The organism is Streptomyces sp. NPDC037100, assembly GCF_055606225.1.
The window spans coordinates 238,351-254,575 of the sequence record NZ_JBVJSX010000010.1 but is presented as its reverse complement, the minus strand read 5'-3'; the positions used below and the strand labels follow the sequence as shown (position 1 = coordinate 254,575).

Below are 16,225 nucleotides of genomic sequence, written 5' to 3'. Positions count from 1 at the left end.
GGCCTCGCACCGGGCCTCTACCGCCGCCTGCGGAACCGCTTCGGCTGACGGGCGCCGGTTTGGTGCCACAGTCCGTCGAGCTTTGCGGCTGACCGTTCCGGGCCGCGTCCGCGGCCTCGCACCGGGCCTCTACCGCCGCCTGCGGAACCGCTTCGGCTGACGGGCGCCGGTTTGGTGCCACAGTCCGTCGAGCTTTGCGGCTGACCGTCCCGGGCCGCGTCCGCGGCCTCGCACCGGGCCTCTACCGCCGCCTGCGGAACCGCCTCGGCTGACGCGCCGGTTTCGTGCCTCAGTCCGTCGAGCTTTGCGGCTGACCGGCGTCGGGCCCGGTGCCGCCCGGCCGCCCGTCGAACCGGCCGGCGCCGGCCCGTCATGCTTTCCGCGGTCCTGCGAGAGGGCCGCCGGCCTCCGGGCCCGGCATGACTGTTCCCCCTGTCGAACCGATGGACAGGCCCTCCTGGCTGCCGCCCCTGCCCGCGTGCGTGACGAACAGGTCGGAACCGATGACCTGGGGGGCCACCGGGCCCGAGAGGCGCCGTTGGAGACGCTGATGAGAGGTCCGACCACCGCCTGGACCGGCGCACCCCTGCCCGCAACCGCTGAGCCGCCCGCCCGCCCGGCCGTTACGCCGTTCCGGTCACTCCGGCCGGATCCACCGTTCAGGTGACCGCCTGCCCGTGGTAGGGCATGGGCATGGCTCCCCAGCGTCGCGTCTTCCCCCGCCGCACGGCCGGGGCCGCCGCCCTGCCGCGGCCCGGCCGCCGCGCCCTGCTGCTCGCGGCCGCGGCCCTCGCGGCGACCGGGGGCGCGGCGCCCGTGCGCCGGACCGTCGACGTGTCCGGTGACCCGTACGACACCCTCCGCCGCCGCTGGCTCGGCATCTCCCTCGGCACCGGATACGACCCGGCCGCCGAGCCCTACGCCGCCCGGCTCGCCGAGACCGGCGCACTCGCCCGCGACCTGCACGCGAGCATGGCCCCGACGGCGAACTCGCTCTGGCCCGGCCACCCCTTCGACCCGCCGGCCGGCATCACCCTCGGCTACGCCCGCCTGTGGACCATGACCCAGGCCTACGTCCGGCAGGGCACCGGCTCCACCGCCGACCCCGGCCTCCTCGCCGGCATCCTGCGCGGCCTCGACCACCTCTCGGCCACCGTCTACCACCCCGCCACCACCCGCTGGGGCAACTGGTGGGAGTGGCAGATCGGCAGCCCCCGCCTGCTCACCGACATCACCGCCGCCCTGTACGAGGAGCTGGGGGAGGCCCGCGTCAGCGCCGCCTGCGCCGCCGTCGACCACTTCGTCCCCGACTCGGCCCTCGGCGACTACAGCGGCACCTCCACCGGCGCCAACCGCGTCGACCTGTGCCGCTCCGTCGCCCTGCGCGGCGTCCTCGGCCGCGACCCCGCCAAGATCGCCCTCGCCCGGGACGCGCTCTCCCCGGCCTTCCCGTACGTCACCCGGGGCGACGGCCTCTACGCCGACGGCTCCTTCGTCCAGCACACCTGGGTCGCCTACTCGGGCACGTACGGACAGGTCATGCTCGACGGACTCGGCCGGCTCCTCGCGCTGCTCGCCGGATCCGCATGGGAGGTCACCGACCCGAACCGGCAGATCGTCCTCGACAGCGTCGAGCGGTCCTACGTGCCGCTCCTCCACGACGGACTGGTCATGGACAGCGTCAACGGCCGGGCCATCAGCCGCGGTCACCTCACCGCCGACGACCGAAAGGTCCTGCGCGGCGACCACTACCACGGCCACCGGATCATCGCCGCCATCGCCCTCCTCGCGGCCGGGGCGAGCCCGGCGGAACGGGACCGCTGGCACGCCCATGTCAAGGGCTGGATCGAACGGGACACCGTCAGCCCGATCCTGACGGCGCCCCAGTTCGATGTCGCCGACCTGGCCCGGCTGCACACCGTCGCCGCCTCACCCGCCCCGGCCGCGCCCGAATCCGTCGGGCACCACCTCTTCCCCGCCATGGACCGTGCCGTCCACCGCGGCCCGGGCTTCACCGTGAACATCGCCATGGCCAGCGACCGCATCGCCCACTACGAGTGCGGCAACGGCGAGAACCCCCGCGGCTGGCACACCGGCGCGGGCATGGTCAGCTGGTGGTCCCGCACGAGCGACCAGTACACGGACTGGTTCTGGCCGACCGTCGACTGGTACCGGCTGCCCGGCACCACCGTCTCCACCAAACGGCTCGCCGACCGCGAAGGCGGCGAGTGGGGCACGGCCCGCCCGGACACGCGCTGGGTCGGCGGCACCACCGACGGCAGGTACGCGGCCCTCGGCCAGCACCTCAAGGGCCTCGGCTCCACCCTGGAGGCCCGCAAGTCCTGGTTCTGCGTCGCGGACGCGGTGATCTGCCTGGGCGCCGGGATCACCTGCGCCGACGGCGTCCCGGTCGAGACGATCGTCGACAACCGCAACCTCGGCGCGTCCGGCACCCCGCGCTTCGTCAAGGGTCCGCACTGGGCCCACCTGGAGGATCACGGCGGCTGGATCCTGCTCGGCCGCGAGCCGAAGGCGCTGCGCGAGGACCGCACCGGCGCCTGGTCCGACATCAACACCGGCGGCACGCGGGAGCGGCGCACCCGCCGCTGGCAGACCCTCTGGCTCGACCACGGCACCGACCCCGAGGACGCCACGTACGCCTACGTCCTCCTGCCCGGGGCGTCCCGCAGGGCGATCGCGCGCCGGGCCGCCGACCGCCACTGGATGTCGGTGCTGGCCAACGACCCCGGCCGTCAGGCCATCACCGTGCCCTCCCTCGGCTGCACGGCCGCGAACTTCTGGAGGGCCGGCACCGCGGGCCCCCTCACCGCCTCCGCCCCCGCGAGCGTGCTGATCGTCGTCCGGGGCCGCACCGCTACCCTCTGCGTGAGCGAACCGCCCCGCACCGGCGAGCCCCTGGAGGTCGCCTGGGACCGCCCGGTCCGGCGGGTCGTCCGCGTGGACGAGACGGTCGAGGTGCTGTCCACCGGCCGAGGGCTGCGCCTGCGCGTCACTCCGGGGGCGGCATGCGCCACACATGTCTGTGAGGTGACTCTCGCCTGAGCGCTTTGTGCGACCCCTACAAGCGACACGCCCGCTGAGCAGTCAGAAAGGGTCAACCCCGTCCGAGTTCTGTTCAGGGGTACCAGGAAAACACGCCGGAGACTGTGAGGAGTCGACGGCCCGCATTCCTCGGTTGACTTCGTAAGGTCACTACATGACCGTTTTGGATGAGGCGCCGGGTGAGCCGACCGACGCGCGCGGACGCGTGGCCGAACTGCACGAGATCCGTGCGCAGGCGGTGGCCGGACCGAGCGAGAAGGCGACCGCGGCGCAGCACGCCAAGGGCAAGCTGACCGCGCGGGAGCGGATCGAACTCCTCCTGGACCCGGAGTCCTTCCGGGAGGTCGAGCAGCTGCGCCGGCACCGGGCCACAGGCTTCGGCCTGGAGGCCAAGAAGCCGTACAGCGACGGTGTGATCACCGGCTGGGGCACGGTGGAGGGCCGCACGGTCTTCGTCTACGCGCACGACTTCCGCATCTTCGGCGGCGCCCTGGGCGAGGCCCACGCCACGAAGATCCACAAGATCATGGACATGGCCATCGCGGCCGGTGCCCCGCTGGTCTCGCTGAACGACGGCGCCGGCGCCCGTATCCAGGAGGGCGTCTCCGCCCTCGCCGGCTACGGCGGCATCTTCCAGCGCAACACCAAGGCCTCGGGCGTGATCCCACAGATCTCGGTGATGCTGGGCCCGTGCGCCGGTGGCGCGGCCTACAGTCCCGCCCTCACCGACTTCGTCTTCATGGTCCGCGAGACCTCGCAGATGTTCATCACCGGCCCCGACGTCGTCAAGGCCGTCACCGGCGAGGAGATCACGCAGAACGGCCTGGGCGGCGCCGACGTCCACGCCGAGACGTCCGGCGTCTGCCACTTCGCCTACGACGACGAAGAGACCTGCATCGCCGAGGTCCGCTACCTCATCTCCCTGCTCCCGCAGAACAACCGCGAGAACCCGCCCCGCACCGAGTGCTCCGACGCGGCCGACCGCCGCTCGGACGTCCTGCTGGACCTGGTCCCGGCGGACGGCAACCGGCCCTACGACATGGCCAAGGTCATCGAGGAGATCGTCGACGACGGCGAGTACCTCGAGGTCCACGAGCGCTGGGCCCGCAACATCATCTGCGCGCTGGGCCGGATGGACGGTCAGGTCGTCGGCATCGTGGCGAACCAGCCCCAGTCGCTGGCGGGCGTGCTGGACATCGAGGCCTCCGAGAAGGCGGCCCGCTTCGTTCAGATGTGCGACGCGTTCAACATCCCGATCATCACTCTTCTGGACGTCCCCGGCTTCCTTCCGGGCGTGGACCAGGAGCACGGTGGCATCATCCGCCACGGCGCGAAGCTCCTCTACGCCTACTGCAACGCGACCGTGCCGAGGATCTCCCTGATCCTGCGGAAGGCCTACGGAGGTGCGTACATCGTCATGGACAGCCAGTCCATCGGTGCCGACCTCACCTACGCCTGGCCGACGAACGAGATCGCCGTCATGGGCGCGGAGGGCGCTGCCAACGTCATCTTCCGCCGCCAGATCGCCGAGGCCGAGGACCCCGAGGCCATGCGGGCCCGCATGGTCAAGGAGTACAAGTCCGAGCTGATGCACCCCTACTACGCGGCCGAACGCGGCCTGGTCGACGACGTCATCGACCCCGCCGAGACCCGCGAGGTGCTCATCAAGTCCCTCGCCATGCTCCAGACCAAGCACGCGGACCTGCCGTCCCGCAAGCACGGCAACCCGCCGCAGTAACCCGGCGGACATCTTCCTCACGGAGACTGACACTCATGGAATCGCCTGACATCCGCGTCGAGAAGGGCCACGCCGAGCCCGAGGAAGTCGCCGCCATCACGGCCATCCTCCTGGCCCGCGCCGCCGCCCGCCCCGCTGACCCGACCCCGGCCCACCGCGGCCGCATCAAGGCCGGCTGGCGCCGCCTGGAGCGCGAGCCCGGTTTCCGGGCCCCGCACAGCTGGCGCTGACCGACCGCGGAACCCGAAAGAAGGCCCCTCATGGAGGGGCCTTCTTCGTTTGGGGGCGCGGGGAACTGCGCGACGAGCCACAGACCACCTGCGCCCGGCAATGCGACAGCCCCCGGCAGCCCAGAGGCCGCCAAGGGCTGCCCGGCATGCGACAGCCCCCGGCAGCCCAGAGGCCGCCAGGGGCTGTCCCACAGCAACGTATTACCGCAGGCGCGCCATCAGCGCGTGCTCCACCAGCGTGATCAGAGCACTCTTCGCGTCGGCCCGGTGCCGCGCGTCCGTCGTGATGATCGGCGTGTCCGGACCGATCTGGAGGGCTTCCCGGACCTCGTCCGGCGTGTACGGCTGCTGTCCGTCGAAGCCGTTCAGCGCGATGACGAAGGGCAGGCCGCTGTTCTCGAAGTAGTCGACGGCGGGGAAGCAGTCGGCGAGCCTCCTCGTGTCGACCAGCACGATCGCGCCGATGGCGCCGCGCACCAGGTCGTCCCACATGAACCAGAAGCGGTCCTGGCCCGGCGTACCGAACAGGTACAGGATCAGGTCCTGGTCCAGGGTGATACGGCCGAAGTCCATGGCCACCGTGGTGGTGGTCTTGTCCCCGGTGTGGGTGAGGTCGTCGATGCCGGCCGAAGCGGACGTCATGACGGCCTCGGTGCGCAGCGGGTTGATCTCCGAGACGGCACCCACGAACGTGGTCTTGCCCACGCCGAAGCCGCCAGCCACCACGATCTTCGCGGACGTGGTGGAGCGGGAAGGCCCTCCGCTAGAGCTTGCGAAGTCCACTGAGCACCCTTTCGAGCAGTGTCACGTCTGGCTGGCCGCCGGCGTTCTCGTCGCCGCCGGGCTGATGGATGGCGACCAGTCCCGCCTCCGCCAAGTCGGCGACGAGGATCCTGGCCACGCCGAGAGGGATCGTGAGGAGCGCCGAGATCTCGGCGACCGACTTGATTTCCCGGCAGAGGTTGCAGATCCGCTGATGCTCGGGCAACTGGCCCTGCATCTGGTGCGGCTGCGCAGTGGTGTGCACCAGCGCCTCGATGGCGAGCTGGTAGCGAGGGCGGGTCCGGCCGCCGGTCATGGCGTACGGACGCACCAGGGGGTTGTTCGACGCCCCGGCGGGCGCCGGCTCGGGGGTGCGGCGCTGCGGCTGCACGGGCTGGATACGCGGGGCCGGCGGCTGATCGTACGGCGACGGGCCGGGGCCCTGCGGCGCGTACGGCTGCCGGTGGCTCGGTGCGGAGGGGAAGTTGTAACGGTTCGGGTTCTGACCACCGTCGCCCTGGCCCTGGGCAGGGCCGTACGACCAGTTGCCCGAAGACGAACCGCCTGGGGGTGTTGCCACTTTCTCCTCCTCCGACTGTGCCTGGCACCCATCGCTGTGGAGCCGCGTCCCGAAACCTTACGGCCACGGGACGCCAAAACGCACCGTCCGTCTACTAGTTGAGCAGGCTCCCCTGGAGCTCTGCACGAAGGTCCGGTGTCAGGACCGTACCGGCTCGGTCGACCAGCAGCGCCATCTCGTACCCGATGAGGCCGATGTCCGCCTCCGGATGAGCGAGCACGGCGAGCGACGAACCGTCGGATACGGACATGATGAAGAGGAATCCTCGCTCCATCTCCACAACGGTCTGGTTCACGGCGCCTCCCTCGAAGATCCGGGAAGCGCCCGCCGTCAGCGAGGTCAGACCTGAGGCGACGGCCGCGAGCTGGTCGGCGCGGTCGCGGGGAAAGCCTTCGGACATCGCCAGAAGGAGTCCGTCGGCGGAGACCACCACCGTGTGGGACACCCCCGGGGTGTTGTCCACGAAGTTGGTGATCAACCAGTTCAGGTTCTGTGCCGCCTGGCTCATCGGGCTCACACTAACGCTCCTGGTTGTAGGTGCTGTCAGGACCGAAGCCCTGGCCGTTCGTTTCACTGCCTGCGCTGCGTCCGCGCTGGACGCCCCGACGCAGGTTGCTCAGCCTGCCCCGGACGTCCTCCGGGGCGCGGGAGACCTGTGGGCCTCCCTGGGGGGTGCTTTCGGCGGCACCCTCGATCAGGTTCGCCTTGGGTACCCGCCTCGGCAGGCCGGAGGAGGTGACCCCGCCCGCCTTGGGCTTCCGGAGCTGCGAGGCCTGCTGCCACCGCTCGTCGTTGGCCGAGCGCCAGTTGTCGCCGTTGCTCTCCGGAGTGGAGGCTGGCGGCTCCTGGCTCACATGCCGTGCGCCACCCGAACCGTTCGCACCGCTCGCGGTGGGTCCACGGCGGGGAAGCCCGGCGTCGGTCATCGTGTGAGCGGCTGAGGGGCTCGATCCCGGACGGTCGAAGCCTACGCGGTCCTGCTCACTTGCGTCAGCGGCCTGCGCAGATTCCGTTTCCGGGGCCTGAGAAGGGTACTGGCTCGGGTAGCCGTTCTGGTAACCGTCCTGCTGCGGCCAGTCGTCCTGGTGACGCCGCTGCTCGAACGCGGCGAAACCGCCCGCGCCGCCCGCACCCTGCCCCGAGGGCTCCTCCTGGGCCGGCTCCGCATAGGAGGGCTCCGGGTAGCCGCCGTTCGGCGAGAAGGTGTCGTTCTGCGGCGCACCGCCGTTCGGCGCGTAGTACTGCTCGTCGTAAGCAGAGCGCTGCGGCTCCTCGTACGCCGTGTGCCGCTGCTCGTCGTACGACGGCTGCTGCTGCTCGTACGGCGCCTGACGGTCGTACGCGGACGGCTGCTGCTCCGGGTAGCCGCTCTGGCCGGTGTCGTAGGCCTGCCCGGCGTCGTAGCCCTGCTGCCCGTTGTACTCGTCACGGTAGCCGGTCGCCTGGGAGGGCTCCTGGCCGCTCTGCGCGGGCAGCGCGGGCTGCTCGTGCGACTGGGCCTCCAGGGCCGCCCGGCGCTCCTCGCGCATCAGGGAGCGGCCCACGGGGTCCAGCTCCCGTATGTCGTCGGGGACGTCGGAGTAGCGGCTGTCGTCGAAGCCGAGCTCCGCGGCCGTGCGCATCGGCTGCTGGTTGAAGTTCTCGCCGCCACCGCCGAAGTTCTGCTCCGGGATGATCTGCGAGACGGTGAACTCGTCGCGGTCCACGTGCTGCTCGCCACCACCACCGTGGGTGATCGCGTCCGGCAGCATGACCAGCGAGGTGGTGCCGGCCTGCTCGCCCGAGGGGCGCAGCTGGACACGGATGCCGTGCCGGTCGGACAGCCGGCCGACCACGAACAGGCCCATGCGCTGCGAGATCGCGGCGTCCACGGTCGGCGGGTTGGCCAGCTTGTGGTTGATGTCCGCGAAGTCCTCGGCGGTGAGGCCGATGCCCTTGTCGTGGATCTCGATCATGACGCGGCCGTCGGGGAGACGGGTGGCGGTCACGCGGACCTTGGTCTGCGGGGAGGAGAACGTCGTGGCGTTCTCCAGCAGCTCGGCGAGCAGGTGCACGAGGTCGGTCACGGCGCGGCCGTGGATCTCTGCCTCCGGGACGCCGGAGAGTTCGATGCGCTCGTACTGCTCCACCTCGGAGGAGGCGGCGCGCAGCACGTCGACCAGCGGCACCGGCTGGTCCCAGCGGCGTCCGGGCTCCTCGCCGGCGAGGACCAGGAGGTTCTCGCCGTTGCGGCGCATACGGGTCGCGAGGTGGTCCAGGCGGAAGAGGTTCTCCAGCTGGTCCGGGTCGGCCTCGTTGTTCTCCAGGTCGGTGATCAGGGTCAGCTGGCCCTCGATCAGCGACTGGTTGCGGCGCGACAGGTTGGTGAAGATCGCGTTGATGTTGCCCCGCAGCAGGGCCTGCTCGGCGGCGAGCCGGACGGCCTCGCGGTGGACCTGGTCGAAGGCGCGGGCGACCTCGCCGATCTCGTCCGTGGTGGTGATCGGGATGGCCTGGACCCGGGTGTCGACGCGGCCCGGGTCGGTGCGGGAGAGCTGGTCGACCAGCATCGGCAGGCGCTGCTCGGCGATGCCGAAGGCGGCGTTGCGCAGCTGGCGCATCGAGCGGCTCATCTGGCGGGCGACCGCACCGGCCAGGATGAAGGCCAGGAGCAGGGCGACCACGACGGCGGCACCGGTGATGTAGGCGTCGCGCTGGGCGTCGTCGGCGATGTCGGACGCTTCGCTCACGGCCTTGTCGGCCATGTCCTGCTCGATCTTTTCGTACGCGTTGAACTTGAGCGTGTTGACCGCCCACCAGTTCTCGGCGGTGATGCCCTTCTGGGCGAGCGCGGCACGGGCGCTCGGGTCCGTGCTCGGCAGCGTCGCCACGGCCGAGATCATCGTCGTCGGGCTGGCCGGCGGCGGGACGTAGTCGGGGTTCTTGGCCTTGGCCTCACGGGCCATTGCCGCACCGTCGGCCTTGATCTTGGCCTCGGCGGCCTTGAGCTTGTCCGCGTCCTGCTGGGTGCCACCGCCGATGTACTCCTGCACGGCGATGCGCTCGAGGTAGGCGTACGAGGACAGGGCGATGCGCTGGCTGGACAGGTTGCCGTCGTCGGGGCCCGGCTTGACCAGGATGTGCATGCCGATGGACCGCTGCAGCGACAGGGCCGCCTTGGTCAGCTCGATGGCGTACACGGTCCGGCCGTAGCTGGTGATGTTGCCGGTGCCGAGGCCGAGCTCGTTGGCGAACTCCGTCAGCGGGTGGGCGACCTCGACGTAGCCCTCTTCGGTCTGTACGCCCTTGAGCTTGGAGGTGTAGGCGACCTGGCGCAGGGTAGCCAGCCGCGGCTCCGCCTTGCGGAACAGCTCCAGCCGGCGCTCCAGACCGGGTTTCGCCGGCATGTTCTGCGCCGCGGCGTCGAACTCGTCGGCGGCCCGGTCGGTGAGCTTGCGGGCGTCGACGACGGTCTTGTCGTCCTGGCCCTTGCCCTGCAGCAGCGGGGCGGCGGTGATGTCGCGTTCGTTGTAGAGGGCGTTGGCGTAGAGCAGCGAGGCGCGGACCAGGCGCGCGGTGTTCTCCGCGTCCTCGGCCTCCTGCCAGGTGTCGATCGAGCTCTTCACCTGGAAGCCGCCCATGACGAGGCCGACCACCACGGGTATGAGCAGGATCGCGTTCAGCCTGGTCGCCACACGCCAGTTGCGCGGGGAGAGACGGCCGCCGCTCTCGGCGGGCGCGGCCGTCGGTTCCGAACCGGGCACGGGGGCGGGCGCCGCTGTGCGCGGCGGCGGGGTGAAGTTGCCCCGGGCCGACGGCTCGGGACTGTTCTTGCTTCGCCTCACTCGACCAACAACCTCTCGGCGGTCGGCACCAACGTTGTGCCGCAGTGTTCAGAGCCCAAGACGCCAGCGACGGACGAGGGCGTCATTGACTATTGGGCAGTTCAGGCATTCCAGCACGACGACCTGCGCTCTTCCAAACAGTCCGAGGCGGGGAATCGGCGTGATGTAAGCCCCAGATAAAACGGTCATAAAGAGCGAGCCCCGCCAAAAGGCGGGGCGATTGTGCGCGCAGCGAGACCGGATGTGCGCGACGCGTGGCCGTACCACCCGATTCCTCTGCCGAAACGTTATGAACACCTTGGCCGACCGTGTCAAAGGACACAGTCGGCTCCGGTGTATCTACGACAACTGCCGTATGGCACTTCTGAATTGTGCTACCTCAGCCGTGCCATCAGAGCGTGCTCGACCAGCGTGATCAGGGCACTCTTCGCATCGGCCCGGTGCCGGGCGTCCGTCGTGATGATCGGGGTGTCGGGTCCGATCTGCAGCGCTTCGCGCACCTCTTCGGGCTGGTAGGGCTGCTGTCCGTCGAAGCCGTTCAGCGCGACGACGAAGGGCAGGCCGCTGTTCTCGAAGTAGTCGACGGCCGGGAAGCAGTCGGCCAGGCGCCGGGTGTCCACGAGTACCACCGCGCCGATGGCGCCGCGCACCAGGTCGTCCCACATGAACCAGAAGCGGTCCTGGCCCGGCGTACCGAACAGGTACAGGATCAGGTCCTGGTCCAGGGTGATACGGCCGAAGTCCATGGCCACCGTGGTGGTGGTCTTGTCCCCGGTGTGGGTGAGGTCGTCGATGCCGGCCGAAGCGGACGTCATGACGGCCTCGGTGCGCAGCGGGTTGATCTCCGAGACGGCACCCACGAACGTGGTCTTGCCCACGCCGAAGCCGCCCGCCACCACTATCTTCGCGGAGGTGGTGGACCGCCCCGCGTCAGAGCTTGCGAAGTCCACTGAGCACCCTTTCGAGCAGTGTCACGTCCGGCGCGCCGGTGGCGTCGTCGCCGCCCGGCTGGTGGATCGCGACGAGACCGGCCTCGGCGAGGTCCGCGACCAGGATCCGGGCCACGCCCAGCGGCATGTTGAGCAGCGCCGACACCTCGGCCACCGACTTGACCTCACGGCACAGGTGGCAGATCCGCTGGTGCTCCGGGAGCAGTCCCATGAGCGCGGCGGGGTCCGCGGTCGTACTGATCAGTGCCTCGATCGCCAGTTGGTAGCGCGGCCGGGTCCGGCCGCCGGTCATGGCGTACGGCCGTACCAGCGGCTGGTCGCCCTCGTCCTCGTACGGCTCCGCGTACGGATCATGAGAGGCGGTGGGCGGGGTCATGGGTCCTCCGGGCGGGACAGCAAGTCGGTCAGCAAGCCGTCTGACGGGGCCTGTGTGGGGTGTGTGGCGGCCGGACGGTGATGTGGTGAGACGGGTGGTGCCGGGGCCGATCAGTGGAGCAGACTGCCTTGGAGCTCAGCCCTGAGGTCGGGGGTGAGGACCGCGCCTGCCCGGTCGACCAGGAGCGCCATCTCGTAGCCGACGAGGCCGATGTCGCACTCGGGGTGGGCGAGTACCGCGAGGGACGAGCCGTCCGAGACGGACATGAGGAAGAGGAATCCCCGCTCCATCTCCACGACCGTCTGCGCCACCTCGCCGCCCTCGAAGATCCGGGAGGCGCCTGCCGTCAGGGACGTCAGCCCCGAGGCGACGGCCGCGAGCTGGTCGGCGCGGTCGCGCGGAAAGCCCTCCGACATCGCCAGGAGGAGACCGTCGGCGGACACGACGACGGTGTGGGACACCCCGGGGGTGTTGTCCACGAAGTTGGTGATCAACCAGTTGAGATTCTGTGCCGCCTGGCTCATCGGACTCAACTAACGCTCCTGCTGGTGAGTGGGCCGTGGGTGGGTGCCGGTCTGGGTGGACCCGGCCTGACGACCCTGTGCGATTCCCCGACGGAGATTGGTCAGCCGGCCGCGCACGTCATCGGGCGCACGCGAGACCTGAGGACCGCTCTGGTGGGTTTGCTGCTGCGCCGTGCCCGGGACGAGGTTGGCCCGGGGGACCCGGCGCGGCAGGCCGGAGGTGGTGACACCACCCGCGGCGGGCTGGCGGACTCGCTCGGCCTGGCGGACGAGGTCGTCGTTCGGCGAGGTGCGCCAGCCGGCGGGGGCGGACCGCTGCGGACCGGTGGGTCCCTGCGGTTGCTGCGACTGCTGCGGGGCGGAGCCGTTGTTCTGCGGCTGCTGCTCCTGCTGGCCGTGGAACCAGTTGGTCTCCAGCGTGTCGTACAGCGGCGTACGACCGTCGCCCGGACCGGACGCCGGCGGCAGGGCCTCGGGCTCCTGCCGGACCGGCCGGGCCTGCGGGGCGGGCGGACGCGGGGCGCCGAAGTCGGCCGGACCCCGGCCACCACCCGTCTGCGGCCGCTCGAACCGGCCCGTGCCCGCGGGGTCGGCCGGAGTGGCCGGACCCGGGAGGGTGGGCCGCCCTGAGCCGTTGTCCTGACGGGACGCCGGGTACTGACCGGTGGAGCCGTTGTCCTGGCGCTGGGCCGGGTACTGGCTGCCGTTGTCCTGACGGGGCGCGGGGTACTGGCCGGTGGAGCCGTTGTCCTGGTGCGGGGCCGGGTACTGGCCGCCGTTGTCCTGGCGGGGGGCCGGGTACTGGCTGCCGTTGTCCTGGCGGGGCGCGGGGTACTGACCCGTCGAGCCGTTGTCGTAGGACTGCGGCGCCGGGTACTGGCCCGACGCGGACGAGGTGTCGCGGTGGCCGCCGTGGGTGCCGAAGACGTCCGGGCGGACGAACTGGCCCTGGCCCTGCGAGGTGTTCGCGCCGGGGCCGAACGGGTCCGCCTGCTGGGGAGCGCCGAAGTCGGCCGGGGAGCCGAGGCCCTGCCGGTCGTTGTCGCGCGGCACGGCCGGCATCTCCGCCGTCGTGCCCGGGTCCTGCCGGTCATCGGCGCGCGGCAGCGAAGACGTACGGGAGAGGTCCGGCTCCTCGTGCCCGCGCGGGGCGTCCAGCGAGGCGCGCGGCGCCGGCGGCTGGGCGTTCTCGTCGCTCCAGCTCGGCACGCGCGGCTGCGCGTCACCGCCAGGCAGCTCGGCACGCGGTCCGCCGCGCGGCGACAGCTGCGGCCTGCGGCCGCCCTGCTCGGAGTCGCCGCCCTGCTTCTTGCGGCTCCGTCCTCCGCCGAAGGCGTCCTGGCCCTGGGGCCCGTTGGTGCCCGCCGCCTGCAGACCCTGCGGGGCACCCGGAGCCTGCTGGCCGAACCCGGTGCCCGCGGGAGCGGGACGGCCCTGCGGGGAACCACCCTGCTCGAACGACGAGGTCCCGGGACCCTGCGGTCCGCGCGCTCCACCGGGCGTTCCCGGACGGCCGCCGTCCGCGTCGCGCCCGGGCAGCGCGGCACGCGGGCCCTGACCGGAAGCGAGCCGGCCACCGCCGGACGCACCGCCACCGAAGGCCCCGCCGGATGCACCGGCGCCGAGGGCACCGCCGCCCTGGCCGGCCCCGGCGGCACGCCGGGCCGCAGCCGCACCGGCGGCTGCCTGCGCGGCGGCCGGACCGCCGCCGGCCGACGGCTGACCGGGCTGCTTGGGCTGGGGCTTCCTGCCGCCCTGGGCGACATCGACGGGCAGCATGACCAGCGCGGTCGTACCGCCGGAGTCGGACGGGCGCAGCTGGATGCGGATGCCGTGGCGCTGCGACAGACGACCGACCACGAACAGACCCATGCGGCGGGAGACGGAGACGTCCACCGTCGGGGGAGAGGCGAGCCGCTCGTTGATCGCCGCCAGGTCCTCCGGCGACAGGCCGATACCGGTGTCGTGGATCTCGATGAGCACACGGCCGTCGGGCAGCGCGTGACCGGTGACCTTGACCTTGGTCTGCGGCGAGGAGAAGGAGGTCGCGTTCTCGAGCAGCTCGGCCAGCAGGTGCACGAGGTCGTTGACCACGCGGCCGGCCACTTCGGTGGTCGGCACCGAGGCCAGCTCGATGCGCTCGTACTGCTCCACCTCGGACGCGGCGGCGCGGAGCACGTCGACCAGCGGGACCGGGCGGGTCCAGCGGCGGCCGGGCTCCTCACCCGCGAGGACGAGGAGGTTCTCACCGTTACGGCGCATACGCGTCGCGAGGTGGTCGAGCTTGAACAGCGAGGACAGCTGGTCCGGGTCGGCCTCGCGGGACTCCAGCTCGGAGATCAGCGACAGCTGGCGCTGGATCAGACCCTGGGAGCGACGCGAGAGGTTGGTGAACATCGCGTTGACGTTGCCCCGCAGCAGGGCCTGCTCGGCGGCGAGGCGGACCGCCTCGCGGTGCACGTCGTCGAAGGCCGCGGCCACGCGGCCGATCTCGTCCCGGGAGTGCACACCGACCGACTCCACGGACGTGTCGACGTCCTGCGGGTCGGACTCGGACAGCTGCTTGACCAGCTCGGGCAGGCGGTCGGAGGCGACCTTGGTCGCGGTGTCCTCCAGCCGGCGCAGCGAGCGGATCATGGAGCGGGCCACGACGAAGGCGCCGACCAGCGACACACCCAGCACGATCAGGATCAGGGCACCGGAGATGATCGCGTCGCGCTCGGTGGCGCTGCGCAGCTCGCGGGCCTTCTGCTCCATCTCCTCGAGCAGCGTGTGCTCGATGTTCTTCATCTGCTGGATCTTGGTGGAGCTGTCGTCCAGCCAGTCGCGGTAGGACCGCTTGTCCTGCTGGGCGAGACCGCTCGCGGATTTCAGGGCGCGGCCGGCGTAGGTGTCGGTCGCCTTGATCGTGGAGTTGCCGCCGTCCTCGATCGGCTTCAGCAGCTCGGCGGCGGCGTCCTCGCCGTAGATGCTCTTGAAGGTGCGGAGCTCGGAGTCCTGGCTCTCCAGGGCCGACTCGGCGTAGAGCCGGTCGTTCGGGGAGAGCTTGCCGGCCGTGGTGTTGCTGGCGGGCAGCGCCGCGGCGAGGGCCGCACGCTGGATCGAGGAGTACTCCTTGGCGGCGGAGAACGCCGCGAGCGCACGCGTGCGCTGGATCATGTCCGGGTTGCTGGTCGCCTCGGCCATGTCCTGGGAGAGGTCGATCAGGTTCTCGATCAGACGGTGGTACGCCTCGACCGTCTGCGTCGAGTTGCCCTCGGAGGCGTAGGCGCCCTTGCGGATCTGCTCCAGGTCGCCGAGCTCGCCGGCGATCTGGACGAGGTACTCGCGGACGCCCTTGAGGTTGCCGTCCTTGCTCGCGCTGTCGATCTCCTCGGAGCTGTCGAGGAAGTTCTTCCTGGCCCGGTCGGTCTTCTCGCGAAGCCCCTTGACCGTGAAGTCGGTCGCCTTGCCGCCGTGCGCCAGCGGGCCGGCCGACTGGTCACGCTCCTCCTGGAGCGCGGCCGACAGCTCGGTGGCCTGCTTGGTCATGTCCGTCAGCAGCTTCATGTTGTCGAGCTGCTGGATGTCGTCCATGGACTGGTCGATACGCAGCGCGCCCAGCGAGGTGGCCGCGACCACCGGGAGGGCGAGCAGCGACACCAGTCGCGTGGAGATGCGCCAGTTGCGCAGGGCTATTCGCGGCCCGGGGCCGGTCGGGCCCGCCGGCGGCTTCAGCGCCGGGGAAGAACCCGCGGCCCCCGACGGGGCCGACGTACCGGCGCGCGCGGAGCGCTCACCGCCGTCACCGGCCGGGCCCTGGGCGTGCTGGGGCGCGGGGCCGCCTTTCACGGGGCCAGTCCCGCCGTGCGGCTCCGGCTCCGCCGAAGCGCTGCCATCCCTCTTGAAACGTCCCTGCACTAGCGTCGCAACCTCTGGACCAGGCACCCCGTCGCCTGAACGGCGGGGCACGGTGTCGGCGTTCTGGGGACGCCCTGAAAAACGCCCCCGTGGTGGTCTTGAGTGACCGGCGCCGGCTTCCCCTACTCACCGCCACTCGGCGCGTCTGTGCGCCCCCTGTGCGCCGGCTCGATGCTGCGGCGGTCCGTGAGATTCCAGCACAGCACAGGATCTCCAACAAGGCCCGTAGGCCGAGCCGTGATGTAGGTGACACCACGTGAGCGACGGGTCACCGGTCG

General features: G+C 71.2%; 11 protein-coding genes. 3 read left to right on the top strand and 8 right to left on the bottom strand.

Annotated elements, in window-relative coordinates:
* Window positions 1-693 precede the first annotated feature (693 nt).
* The 3 genes from ACZ7EG_RS29880 to ACZ7EG_RS29870 all read left to right on the top strand — a co-directional run bounded on the left by ACZ7EG_RS29880 (window position 694) and on the right by ACZ7EG_RS29870 (window position 5,031).
* Window positions 694-3,063, top strand: coding sequence for a polysaccharide lyase 8 family protein (locus ACZ7EG_RS29880; RefSeq protein ID WP_471085465.1), 2,370 nt, complete (start codon window positions 694-696; stop codon window positions 3,061-3,063).
* Between the two features lie 154 nt (window positions 3,064-3,217).
* Complete coding sequence (locus ACZ7EG_RS29875; protein WP_471085462.1) at window positions 3,218-4,801, top strand: acyl-CoA carboxylase subunit beta; 1,584 nt, start codon at window positions 3,218-3,220, stop codon at window positions 4,799-4,801.
* Window positions 4,802-4,836: 35 nt separating this feature from the next.
* On the top strand, window positions 4,837-5,031 hold the full coding sequence (locus tag ACZ7EG_RS29870) for an acyl-CoA carboxylase subunit epsilon (RefSeq protein ID WP_031110501.1): 195 nt from the start codon (window positions 4,837-4,839) through the stop codon (window positions 5,029-5,031).
* A gap of 201 nt (window positions 5,032-5,232) precedes the next feature.
* On the opposite strand, the gene ACZ7EG_RS29865 is transcribed toward ACZ7EG_RS29870, so the two are convergent.
* The 8 genes from ACZ7EG_RS29865 to ACZ7EG_RS29830 all read right to left on the bottom strand — a co-directional run bounded on the left by ACZ7EG_RS29865 (window position 5,233) and on the right by ACZ7EG_RS29830 (window position 15,947).
* Complete coding sequence (locus ACZ7EG_RS29865; RefSeq protein WP_014675207.1) at window positions 5,233-5,814, bottom strand: GTP-binding protein; 582 nt, start codon at window positions 5,812-5,814, stop codon at window positions 5,233-5,235.
* Window positions 5,795-6,373 (bottom strand): DUF742 domain-containing protein, encoded by a 579-nt coding sequence (locus ACZ7EG_RS29860; RefSeq protein WP_029181511.1) that lies wholly within the window; start codon window positions 6,371-6,373, stop codon window positions 5,795-5,797. Before ACZ7EG_RS29860 ends, ACZ7EG_RS29865 begins: the two co-directional genes overlap by 20 nt.
* A gap of 94 nt (window positions 6,374-6,467) precedes the next feature.
* A complete protein-coding gene (locus ACZ7EG_RS29855) occupies window positions 6,468-6,881 on the bottom strand; it encodes a roadblock/LC7 domain-containing protein (RefSeq protein ID WP_003993185.1) in 414 nt (137 codons plus the stop codon).
* 10 nt (window positions 6,882-6,891) lie between these two features.
* Window positions 6,892-10,197 (bottom strand): nitrate- and nitrite sensing domain-containing protein, encoded by a 3,306-nt coding sequence (locus ACZ7EG_RS29850; RefSeq protein ID WP_471085457.1) that lies wholly within the window; start codon window positions 10,195-10,197, stop codon window positions 6,892-6,894.
* A 374-nt stretch (window positions 10,198-10,571) separates the two neighbouring features.
* Window positions 10,572-11,147 carry a GTP-binding protein gene (locus ACZ7EG_RS29845; protein ID WP_104781463.1) on the bottom strand — a complete coding sequence of 192 codons (576 nt, stop codon included), beginning with the start codon at window positions 11,145-11,147 and terminating at the stop codon, window positions 10,572-10,574.
* A complete protein-coding gene (locus ACZ7EG_RS29840; protein WP_030851927.1) occupies window positions 11,128-11,523 on the bottom strand; it encodes a DUF742 domain-containing protein in 396 nt (131 codons plus the stop codon). Before ACZ7EG_RS29840 ends, ACZ7EG_RS29845 begins: the two co-directional genes overlap by 20 nt.
* 110 nt (window positions 11,524-11,633) lie before the next feature.
* Window positions 11,634-12,047, bottom strand: a complete 414-nt coding sequence (locus ACZ7EG_RS29835) for a roadblock/LC7 domain-containing protein (protein ID WP_030851929.1) — start codon at window positions 12,045-12,047, stop codon at window positions 11,634-11,636.
* 9 nt (window positions 12,048-12,056) lie between these two features.
* Window positions 12,057-15,947 carry a sensor histidine kinase gene (locus tag ACZ7EG_RS29830; RefSeq protein WP_471085452.1) on the bottom strand — a complete coding sequence of 1,297 codons (3,891 nt, stop codon included), beginning with the start codon at window positions 15,945-15,947 and terminating at the stop codon, window positions 12,057-12,059.
* Window positions 15,948-16,225: the final 278 nt, after the last annotated feature.

Bases quoted from the DNA above. Each gene is read 5' to 3' on its own strand.
- ACZ7EG_RS29880 (WP_471085465.1), top strand. From the start codon at position 694: ATGGCTCCCCAGCGTCGCGTCTTCCCCCGCCGCACGGCCGGGGCCGCC.
- ACZ7EG_RS29870 (WP_031110501.1), top strand. From the start codon at position 4,837: ATGGAATCGCCTGACATCCGCGTCGAGAAGGGCCACGCCGAGCCCGAG.
- ACZ7EG_RS29835 (WP_030851929.1), bottom strand. From the start codon at position 12,047: ATGAGCCAGGCGGCACAGAATCTCAACTGGTTGATCACCAACTTCGTG.
- ACZ7EG_RS29840 (WP_030851927.1), bottom strand. From the start codon at position 11,523: ATGACCCCGCCCACCGCCTCTCATGATCCGTACGCGGAGCCGTACGAG.
- ACZ7EG_RS29855 (WP_003993185.1), bottom strand. From the start codon at position 6,881: ATGAGCCAGGCGGCACAGAACCTGAACTGGTTGATCACCAACTTCGTG.
- ACZ7EG_RS29875 (WP_471085462.1), top strand. From the start codon at position 3,218: ATGACCGTTTTGGATGAGGCGCCGGGTGAGCCGACCGACGCGCGCGGA.